Origin of the sequence: Paramaledivibacter caminithermalis DSM 15212 (genome assembly GCF_900142245.1) — a bacterium.
Classification (GTDB): domain Bacteria; phylum Bacillota; class Clostridia; order Peptostreptococcales; family Caminicellaceae; genus Paramaledivibacter; species Paramaledivibacter caminithermalis.
On record NZ_FRAG01000084.1, the window covers coordinates 1 to 10,585 of the forward strand.

A 10,585-nucleotide genomic window follows, 5' to 3' on the forward strand; every position below is an offset into this window, starting at 1 on the left:
TGTATGATAGCTCATACAACCATTGTATTTACAAGATACATCATGTTATCTGTAGAAAATAGAAAGAGTGCTGACCATCGTTCACTAGGAAGATTATTTTATCTTTGTTGTGATGAATTGGAAGATATTAAATTCTTTGAATCCATCAGCTTAATCTTAGATTTATTAAAAGATGCTTTAACTGAAAAGCTATCGCTTACAAAAAAACAATTAAATGAGTTTATGAACTATTTTATAGCTTCGCTACCTACTGTTTTAAAGGAAAAGCTGGCTATTTTGTGCTGCGAAAGTTGAGCTATTTACTAAATAAAAAAAGTTTACACCTTTTGCTTTAATTACCCCTACCCCGATATCAGGAATATTATTTAAGTAAGAATATAATGGTAATATTATGGTTGTAATATGATATAATTATCATTATGAATATTAACACCTTATATATGGAGGAGATATAATGAAAAAAATACGCTACATACTTATGATCATTTTTTTAATTAATTTAATACCTTATAGTACCTTTGCCATTGATGACGAAATATGTGATGATATTTTTGAAAAAGGAGAGTTTATTGAATTATATACAAACATATGTGACAGCGCAATAGATATATTAAATTCTTCTATGGATGACTCTAAGAAAGAAGAAAAGCTTCAAAATCTATTTGATAATTATAAATTAGATACGGGTGATATAAACCCTCCAAAGGTTCTTATAAATATTGATAGTTACAATAAAGAAAAACGATGGACAGATATGATTACTAGAGATTTATTAGATACTATAGAAGTAAAAGTAGAAGATTTATATTTTGAAGATAAAAATCCAATAAATAGAATTGATGAAATTGATACTTTATTAAAATTTTATAAGCTTGATAATGAAATTAGTAAATATGAAATAATGAAATTAGACGATAAATTTTCTTCTGTAGACATCTATCGATACATATCAGACATAATAGAAAATTATAATACTAAAAAACAGTTAGCTTTTTCTCTTAATAATGTAGTAGAAAGGATAGGAAATTCAAAAAACTATGACCACATAAAAACAATACTCGACGAATATATTATGGCTCACCAGTTGAATGATTCTATAGATTCTAATGATCTAGTCAAATTAATAAAGAGAACAAAAAATCACAATAGAAGAGTAAAATTATTATTTGATGAAATAATCATAAAGAAAAATGAAAAGAAATTTAAAGAAAGAATAGAGAATATTGCAGATGAAATTATCGAAGCTATAGATTATAATAAGTATTACGATTGTGCAAACAACATAAGTGAAATCTTAAGTGCTAATAATATAGGCCATAGCTGGAATTTAGACGATGCTATAGCTAATGTTGCTAAATATTCCTCTATGGGATATAAGACAAAACAAGACGCAATACAATCGGAGATTTTTACTCAGATAAAGTTCTCATATTCTAAAGAAGAAATAGATGCTATACTAGATGAGATAGTTTGCATACTTGAATCTGTAGTAGAAATTGAAAGGGATTATAAAGAAATTAGCATAAGAAATTCCGATGAAATATATGAAGAATTTTTAGATATTGTTTATGACTATAGAATAAGTGATATTAAACAATACATAATTCCTGAAGATATAGCCTATGCTTATTATAATTATAAAGATTTAGGATATAAAACTGCTTTTGAGTCTATTATAGAACATTTGAGGGAAGTATTAAAGAAAAGTAAGCTGGATGATAGAATTTTAAAGATTATTAAAGAAAGTGAGTATAATTTACCTGTTATAATTAAAGGTGTAACCGTTTCTTTAAACAACGAAAAGGAATATGAAAAATATCTAAACACATCAGAAATTAATAAAATAATAGCTTCTAAGCCAGAAAATATAGATACTATTATATTAGATTTAATTCTTGACAGTATAATTGAATGTAAAAAAGAATATATTATGAAATTTGCTAATGAAATGGATGAATTAACTAATCAAGGATATAAAGATAAAGAAATAAAAATAGCAAACATTTTGAATCATAATAAATTGCATCCTCTTGTTAATGAAGAAGAAGTTATGGATATATATATAAACCATAATGACAAAGACATTTCTCTAAAACAAAAATTATATGATGAATTATTTAAAGAATTAGTTTCATCTAAAACCAATATAGAAAATACAATAAAAGATAGTATTATAAAAATTATTGATGAAATGGATTCCATGAATAATCAAGATTTAGAATATATAATAAATAAAAGACTTATGCTTTCAGGATTAAACACCTATGTGATTCAAAATGATATCAAAAATGCTTACTGTTTTCCTTTAAAATATGGATATAGTGATAGAAAATCTGGTATTGTAAAAATAATTGAAAATGGTATAAATGAAAAAATAACCTCTGAAATACGTAATATATTTAATAAACACTTAAATAAAATAGATACTGAAAAAGAAGTTAGGATTATTTTAAAAAGAAATTATCTAAATTCTAATATGAGTCTTGATGAAATAAAAGAGAAATATCTAAAATAAAAAATAGACCTATAATTGCCATTAAGACTCAGTATAAATATTTGAACAGTATGTAAATAAAATTGTGCCTTAATAAAGAAGGAATTTTCAAGCTAAAAAGTTAAAATTTATTAGTAAATAATTGAATATCTATAAAACATCACCATTTTGTACCAAGGGATATAGTTTTAGGCTTTGATTTATTTTTGAAAAAGCCTTTCTTTTCTTTTTTGGGAGGTATATATTCATTTTCACATGATATCATTTTCCACATATTATCATAGAAGCTTTGACGGATAGTATTAATGTTAAAAGAAGAATAAATTGTAGAAAGCATAAAAAGACCTTCAAACCATGCTATAATTTTTATTGCTAAAGATTTATCGTCTAAATCCTTTCTTATTTTATTATTATTTTGTCCTATTTTTATTATATTTAAAATAGTTGTTTCTAAGAAATTATAATAGTTATCAATTCTTTCACTTAGAGAAGAAAATCTATTGCGTGCCAAATGAAAAAGATTAAGGATATTAATAGGTTTATTATAATCATTACCAATCAATAGAGATAAGTTGCTATTAAATTCTATCATACAAGTAAATATGCTTTCTAACATCAATTTTGAAGTATCTACTTTTTTAATAGAATTTATTATTTCTTGTTCTACAGAATCTAAAATATGGTTAATTGAAAAAATAAAAAGCTCTTCTTTGTTTTTAAAATAGTAATAAATTGAAGGTTTTTTGATACCAACTTCACTGGCTATTAAAGAAAGTGAAGTTTTTTCATATCCAAAAACTAAAAAATTTTTTATGGCTGAATTAATTATCCTATTTTTTGTAGTCAAAGAAACACCTCCTTTACCTAACGGTAGGTAGATTATATCATACTTTTTTTTGTTTGTCTAAATTTTTTTTATATTTGACATTTCAGAAAATTCATTGTTATAATGTGGACAACAAAGCTCAAAGTTGAAACTGTGCCTTTTATTTTGATTGAAGTAGACTGGAAAACCGCATTTGAATATTGTGAGTATTCAGTCTTTTCAAAATAAAATCTTCCGGAAGAATAAAGTTACAAAAATGTTTCAATTTTAAAAAATTAAATCAAGGAGGGTTTTATAAATGAATAAAACTGTTAACAAACAGGATTTTAAGCCTTTCATTTCTGCAGATAAGATACTTCCTGAATTTACAGGTATGTCAATATTTTTAGGTATTTTATTAGCAGTCGTATTTGGGGCTGCAAATGCTTATCTTGGATTAAAAGTAGGTATGACAATAAGTGCATCAATACCAGCTGCAGTAATATCTATGGGTCTTATTAGAGGTATACTAAAAAAAGAATCAATCTTAGAAAATAACATGGTTCAAACAATAGGTTCTGCTGGTGAATCTTTAGCAGCAGGTGCAATATTTACTTTACCAGCGTTATATATATGGACTGAAGAATGGAATATGGGTGCTCCAAATTTACTGACAATTACAGCCATTGCTCTTTGTGGTGGTATATTAGGAGTTCTTTTTATGGTTCCTCTTAGAAAAGCTCTGATAGTTAATGAACACGGAGTTTTACCTTATCCAGAAGGTACAGCTTGTGCTGAAGTGCTTCTTGCAGGTGAAGAGGGTGGTGAAAAGGCTAAAGCATGCTTCACAGGGTTAGGTATAGGTGCATTATATAAATTTATAGCTGATGGATTAAAGCTTTTCCCTAGTGAAATAGAAACTTCTATACCAGGATATAAAGGCGCTGCAATTGGAGGAGATGTATTACCAGCTTTACTAGGTGTAGGCTTTATTATTGGACCTAGAATATCTGCTTATATGCTAGCAGGTGCTGTTTTGGGGTGGTTTGGATTTATACCACTTATTGCAAATATTGGCTCAATGGGTGATGTAATCATGTATCCAGCATCAATACCAATTAATCAGCTTGGTCATGGTGATATTTGGAACTACTATATTCGTTACATTGGGGCTGGAGCAGTAGCCTTTGGAGGTATTTTCAGCTTAATAAAATCTTTACCTTTGATTGTTCAAACATTTAAAGACGCTATCAAGGACTATTCCTCAGGAGTTGGAGGAAATAAAAGTGTTAGAACAGATAGAGATATGTCTATGAAAATTGTACTCATAGGAAGCTTAGCAGTAATATTAGCAATGATGATGCTACCTGCTATACCAGTAGGCTTTGGAGGAGCCCTATTGATTGCTATATTTGGATTTTTCTTTGCAACAGTATCATCAAGGATAGTTGGTTTAGTAGGGAGTTCATCAAATCCTGTATCAGGTATGACTATAGCAACATTAATTATTACCGCTATAATATTTAAAGCTACAGGAAATGATGGACATGCTGGAATGATTGGAACTTTAACTGTTGGAGCCATCATTTGTATTATAGCTGCAATGGCAGGAGATACTTCTCAAGACTTAAAAACAGGCTTCTTGGTTGGAGCAACACCATTTAGACAGCAATATGGTGAATTAATAGGTGCAGTAGCATCAGCTCTTGCAATCGGACTTGTATTAACTTTACTTAATAAAGCATGGGGATTTGGTTCTAACGAACTTCCAGCACCACAAGCAACATTAATGCGTTTAGTAATCGAAGGAGTTATGGGTGGTAATCTACCATGGGCATTAGTATTTACAGGAATTGGTATTGGAGTAACAATTGAATTATTGGGTTTACCAGTTCTTCCTATAGCTATAGGTCTATACTTGCCAATCCATTTAAGTACACCAATTATGGTAGGTGGAGTTATCAGAGGTATATTAGATAAGAAATTAGAAAAAAATGACGAAGAAGATAAGGGTGTCAAAGCAAAAATAGATTCTGGAATACTCTATGCATCTGGACTTATAGCTGGTGAAGGTCTTGTAGGTATTCTACTTGCAATCTTTGCTGTTGCAGGATTGAAAGTTGCTCTAAATGTTAATTTAGGACAAATTGGTGCATTAGTATTCTTTGCATTATTAACATTGTCATTAGTTAAGTTTTCTGTTTTGAAAAAAGATTAGAAAAGCATTAAAATAAATTTAGAAGAGGGGAATAATATTTTATCCCCTCAGATTGTTGAAAAACTCAACAAGATGAGAGGCTGATGAGAGGCTTTTGAAAATGTTCAAGTTCGAGGCGTACTGAAATCGAGTAGCGGAGCTTGCTAGAGTTGCAAGTGAGCAACGGAGATTTCAGTAGCAACGAAGAAATTGGATTTTTTCAACAGCCTCAGGGGATAATATTTTATCCCCTTTAGTACTTATTTATATAGAGGTGTATTATGAATAAAAAGATAAAAAAAAATGATAATTTTTTAGAACTTATTCCAATAAAAAAGACTTCTCAAAAATGGCAGTTAAACGAAGATGGACTAGTTCAGATAATTATTCCTAGGGAAGGTGTTTTAGACAAATTAGTTCGTGTTTTTTTTAAAACCCCTAAAGTTATGCGTATTGATTTGGATGCCATAGGAAGTTGTGTGTGGAATTCAATTGATGGAAAAAAGAATATTAGAGAGATTGCAGAAATATTAAAAGATGAATTTGGAAAAGAAGTAGATCCTTTATATGAAAGATTAGGAACCTATATAAATATTTTAAGAAATAATAAATTTATTATTTTAGAAAGAGTAAGGGATTAATATGTTTGATTTTATATTTAAAACACTGCTATTTGCTTTAACTATTGCTTTTTTAGGTTCTTGGGGAATGATAAAACAACAAAGAAAAAAACAAGAATTAGTAAGCAAGTTGTATAGAAATGTGGAATCAATAATTATTAAAGAACTTCAAAATAAAAAAGAATTATCTATTATGGAGATAGAAGAAATTGTTAAAGGTACTAAAGCATCTTTATTTTGGAGTAAAGACAAAATTAAAGTGATTGATTCAAAACTAGTATGTCGGAAATTATTAAAAAATATGGTTGCTAAAGGATTAATCACAGAGCAAATGAGAAAAAATAAAAAATATTTTATATTAAAATAGAGGTGATAGCAAGGATGGAAAGAATTCTAAAAAATTTAACACCTGAATCGGTTTTTAGCCATTTTGAAGATTTAACTCGTATTCCTAGAGGTTCAGGAAATGAAAAGGAAGTTAGCGATTTTTTGGTGAAATTTGCTAAAAAACTAGGTTTAAATGTGATTCAAGAAGAGTGTTTAAATATAATAATCAATAAACCTGCAACAAAGGGATATGAAAATGCGCCTAGAGTTATACTTCAAGGACATATGGATATAGTATGTGCTAAAAGGGAGGATTTGGAATTTGATTTTGAAAAAGATCCTATCCCTTTAGTTTTAGAAAATGATATAATAAAAACAAAGGGAACAACTCTTGGTGCTGATAATGGAATTGCTATTGCTATGATAATGGCTATTTTAGAATCAAATGAAATACCTCATCCACCCTTAACAGCTTTATTTACTGTTTCTGAAGAAACAGGAATGGATGGTGTTATTAAATTAAATCCTGACAATATTTCAGGAGATATTTTAATCAATATAGATTCTGAAGAAGAAGGAATTGCACTATCTTCTTGTGCAGGAGGAGTAAACAATTTAATTCATTTACCAATTGACTGGGAATTTCCAAACGCAAGTAAGAGTGCATATAAGATTTCTATAAGAGGTCTACTTGGTGGACATTCAGGTATGGAAATAGATAAAAATCGAGGAAATGCCATTAAACTATTAGGACGAATTTTAGATTCTATTAATAGAGAATTTAATATTGATATTGCAAATATTAGTGGTGGAGAGAAGATGAATGCCATTGCTAAAATAGCTGATGCAATCATTTTAATAGATGCTGAAAATAAAGAAAAGCTAGAAAATATTATTACTAATTATAACAAAGTATTTTCAAATGAGTTCAAAACTGCTGATCCTGATATAAAAGTTTTTTTAGATAAGGTAGAAAAACCAAATAAAGTATTTAGCAAAAAAACTAAAAAATCTTTAATAAGCATATTAAGATTAATTCCAAATGGTGTTCAAACAATGAGTGCAGATATTAAAGGACTAGTAGAAAGTTCAAATAACATCGGAGTATTGACAACTAGCGAAAATAAGATATCTTTTAGTAGTTCTGTTCGTAGTTCAATAAAAACTTTAAAGATTGAGATTAATAATAGAATACAGAATATTTGCGACCTTACAGGTGCTAATATGGAACTTATAGCCGATTATCCTGAATGGGAATACAAGGTAAATTCACCTATAAGAGACTTAATGCAAGATGTTTATAGAGATATGTACGGCAAAGAACTAAAGGTAGATGCAATACATGCAGGATTAGAATGTGGATTATTAAAAGAAAAGGTTGGCGATATAGATATGATCTCTATTGGACCGAATCTATATGACGCTCATACACCGAACGAGCATTTAAGCGTATCATCAACAAAACGTGTTTTTGATTTTCTATGTAAAGTATTGAAAAGAATTAAATAGTTATTATTATGAAACCATGCTTATCACTTAATTATATCAATGACCTTCTATTCTAAAAAAGAATGGAAGGTTTAACTTTATACACTGTAGTTATTATATATAATTGCATTGTTTAGAATTAATCGGTATAATTTTTGTAGACAAATAATTATAAAGCTATATCTTCATTTATTAGGTAAGGATATCTTAAACATCAAAATAGGAGGAGTTTTGATGAATAAAAATTTTAAGAATAATTTCACTCCTTTCATTTCTGCAGATAAGATGCTTCCTGAATTTACGGGTACATCAATATTCTTAGGTATTTTATTAGCAGTCGTATTTGGGGCTGCAAATGCTTATCTTGGATTAAAAGTAGGTATGACAATAAGTGCATCAATACCAGCTGCAGTAATATCTATGGGGCTTATTAGAGGTATATTGAAAAAAGAATCGATTTTAGAAAATAACATGGTTCAAACAATAGGTTCAGCTGGTGAATCTTTGGCAGCAGGTGCAATATTTACTTTGCCAGCATTGTATATATGGACTGAAGAGTGGAATATGGGTGTTCCAAATTTACTAACAATTACAGCCATTGCTCTTTGTGGTGGTATATTAGGGGTTTTTTTTGTGGTTCCTCTTAGAAAGGCTCTAATAGTTAATGAGCATGGAATTTTACCCTATCCAGAGGGTACTGCCTGTTCTGAAGTTCTTCTTGCAGGTGAGGAAGGTGGCGAAAAGGCTAAAGCATGTTTTACAGGATTAAGTATAGGTGCATTGTATAAATTTATAGCTGATGGATTAAAATTATTTCCAAGTAGGATAGAAACAACTATTAGTAGATATACTAGAACAGCTATAGGTGCAGACGTTGTTCCAGCTTTATTAGGTGTAGGATTTATTATTGGACCTAGAATATCTGGATTTATGCTTGCAGGTGCTATTATAGGATGGCTAGGACTTATACCACTTATTGCAAATATTGGCTCAATGGGAGATGTAATAATATATCCAGCATCAGTTCCAATAAAAGAACTTGGATATTGGGGAATATGGGACTATTATATACGTTATGTAGGGGCTGGAGCAGTAGCCTTTGGAGGTATTTTCAGCTTAATAAAATCTTTACCATTGATTTTTCAAACATTTAAAGACGCTATTAAGGACTATTCCTCAGGAATAGGTGGAAACAGAAACGTTAGAACTGATAGAGATATGTCTATGAAAATCGTACTTATAGGGAGCTTGTTAGTAATATTAGCAATGATGATGTTACCTGCTATACCAGTAGGCTTTGGAGGAGCCCTATTAATTGCTATATTTGGGTTTTTCTTTGCAACAGTATCAGCAAGGATAGTTGGCTTAGTAGGAAGTTCATCGAATCCTGTATCTGGTATGACTATAGCAACTTTAATTATTACCGCAATAATATTTAAAGCTACAGGAAATGATGGCCATGCGGGAATGATTGGAACTTTAACTGTTGGAGCTATCATATGTATTATAACTTCAATGGCAGGAGATACTTCTCAAGACTTAAAAACAGGTTTCTTAGTTGGAGCAACGCCATATAAGCAACAATACGGTGAACTTCTTGGGGTACTAGCGTCAGCATTTGCTATTGGATTTGTGCTTACTTTACTAAATAATGTATGGGGTTTTGGTTCTAATGAACTTCCAGCACCACAAGCAACATTAATGCGTTTAGTAGTTGAAGGAGTTATAGGAGGTCATTTGCCTTGGATTTTTGTATTTGTAGGAGTGGGTATTGGCATAGCTATTCAAGTGCTAGGCTTACCAGTGCTTCCTGTAGCTATAGGTCTATACTTACCAATTCATCTAAGTTCAACTATTATGATTGGCGGGTTCATTAGAGGAATATTAGATAAAGAATTAAAATTAGTTGATGAAGAAGATGATATTATTAAAGCAAAGATAAATTCAGGCATTCTTTATGGATCGGGATTAATAGCAGGAGAAGGTTTAGTTGGAATAGCATTAGCAGTTTTTGCTTGGCGTGAAATAGATCTTGCTTTAAATATTCATATTGGACAAATCGGAGCATTGATATTTTTTACAATATTAACTTTTACTCTTGTTAAGTTCTCTATTTTAAAAGAAGTGTAGGAAGTTAGTAATGAGGTGTACTTATATAAAGAAGGTGTCAGGCTAGAACACGTAATCTGAAACATTTGCATATATTTTTAAATTTTAAAATATTCCATTTTTTCTTTATAACTTGTAAATCTTCAGGCAATTTGTAGTTGAAGTAGAAAAGAGCCAGTTATTTATTCCAACTACAAAAGGTCTTATAGAGCGCTTTGCTGTAGCATATATAGTAGCATATATAGGGTCATCATATATAGGGTCAGGCTTTTATAATTTTATTATCTCAATTAACTTCTTATTATTCTCATCCGATAATATATTTGAAACTGTTGATTCTGCTAAATTTAACTCCTCAGCCAAATCTTTATTACATATATCACTGTACTCCTTTGAAAGTAATATTAATGTTTTTCTTGCATCAACTATTTTTTGTTTTCTTGTTTTTTTAGATAACTCTTTCGGCTCAATCTTATAGTGCTCACAAATTTTTTGTATTATATAATTACATATATAGGGTCAGGCTTTTATAATTTTATTATCTC

The 10,585-nt window shown here is 29.6% G+C and carries 8 protein-coding genes and 1 pseudogene; 7 read left to right on the forward strand and 2 right to left on the reverse strand.

Translation table 11 applies throughout. The annotated features are described in order from the left end of the window. Together BUB36_RS17485 and BUB36_RS17490 are read left to right on the forward strand one after the other, a co-directional pair. Positions 1-294 (forward strand): annotated as a pseudogene (locus BUB36_RS17485) (IS4 family transposase); the annotation flags it as partial. Positions 295-454: 160 nt separating this feature from the next. Then, positions 455-2,515, forward strand: a complete 2,061-nt coding sequence (locus tag BUB36_RS17490; RefSeq protein ID WP_073153272.1) for a hypothetical protein — start codon at positions 455-457, stop codon at positions 2,513-2,515. Positions 2,516-2,654: 139 nt separating this feature from the next. On the opposite strand, the gene BUB36_RS17495 is transcribed toward BUB36_RS17490, so the two are convergent. Beyond that, entirely contained in the window at positions 2,655-3,341 is a 687-nt protein-coding gene (locus BUB36_RS17495) for a TetR/AcrR family transcriptional regulator (protein WP_073153275.1), read from the reverse strand. 277 nt (positions 3,342-3,618) lie between these two features. On the opposite strand from BUB36_RS17495, the gene BUB36_RS17500 reads away from it, so the two are divergent. From BUB36_RS17500 to BUB36_RS17520, 5 genes are all read left to right on the forward strand, one after another. Next, complete coding sequence (locus tag BUB36_RS17500; RefSeq protein ID WP_073153278.1) at positions 3,619-5,517, forward strand: OPT family oligopeptide transporter; 1,899 nt, start codon at positions 3,619-3,621, stop codon at positions 5,515-5,517. A 260-nt stretch (positions 5,518-5,777) separates the two neighbouring features. After that, positions 5,778-6,137, forward strand: coding sequence for a PqqD family protein (locus tag BUB36_RS17505; protein WP_073153281.1), 360 nt, complete (start codon positions 5,778-5,780; stop codon positions 6,135-6,137). 1 nt (position 6,138) lies between these two features. Further along, positions 6,139-6,483, forward strand: coding sequence for a hypothetical protein (locus BUB36_RS17510; protein ID WP_073153284.1), 345 nt, complete (start codon positions 6,139-6,141; stop codon positions 6,481-6,483). A gap of 14 nt (positions 6,484-6,497) precedes the next feature. Beyond that, the gene (locus BUB36_RS17515; RefSeq protein WP_073153287.1) at positions 6,498-7,952 is read left to right on the forward strand and encodes an aminoacyl-histidine dipeptidase; all 1,455 of its coding nucleotides are present in this window, start codon (positions 6,498-6,500) and stop codon (positions 7,950-7,952) included. Between the two features lie 213 nt (positions 7,953-8,165). Then, positions 8,166-10,061 (forward strand): OPT family oligopeptide transporter, encoded by a 1,896-nt coding sequence (locus BUB36_RS17520; RefSeq protein ID WP_073153289.1) that lies wholly within the window; start codon positions 8,166-8,168, stop codon positions 10,059-10,061. A 249-nt stretch (positions 10,062-10,310) separates the two neighbouring features. Here the strand turns inward: BUB36_RS17520 and BUB36_RS20700 are convergent, their stop codons facing one another. Continuing rightward, positions 10,311-10,553 carry a helix-turn-helix domain-containing protein gene (locus BUB36_RS20700; RefSeq protein ID WP_084112122.1) on the reverse strand — a complete coding sequence of 81 codons (243 nt, stop codon included), beginning with the start codon at positions 10,551-10,553 and terminating at the stop codon, positions 10,311-10,313. Positions 10,554-10,585 lie beyond the last annotated feature (32 nt).

Excerpts from the sequence above, each read along its gene's own strand:
- BUB36_RS17510 (WP_073153284.1), top strand. The coding sequence starts at position 6,139 with ATGTTTGATTTTATATTTAAAACACTGCTATTTGCTTTAACTATTGCT.
- BUB36_RS17515 (WP_073153287.1), top strand. The coding sequence starts at position 6,498 with ATGGAAAGAATTCTAAAAAATTTAACACCTGAATCGGTTTTTAGCCAT.
- BUB36_RS17520 (WP_073153289.1), top strand. The coding sequence starts at position 8,166 with ATGAATAAAAATTTTAAGAATAATTTCACTCCTTTCATTTCTGCAGAT.
- BUB36_RS17505 (WP_073153281.1), top strand. The coding sequence starts at position 5,778 with ATGAATAAAAAGATAAAAAAAAATGATAATTTTTTAGAACTTATTCCA.
- BUB36_RS17490 (WP_073153272.1), top strand. The coding sequence starts at position 455 with ATGAAAAAAATACGCTACATACTTATGATCATTTTTTTAATTAATTTA.
- BUB36_RS17500 (WP_073153278.1), top strand. The coding sequence starts at position 3,619 with ATGAATAAAACTGTTAACAAACAGGATTTTAAGCCTTTCATTTCTGCA.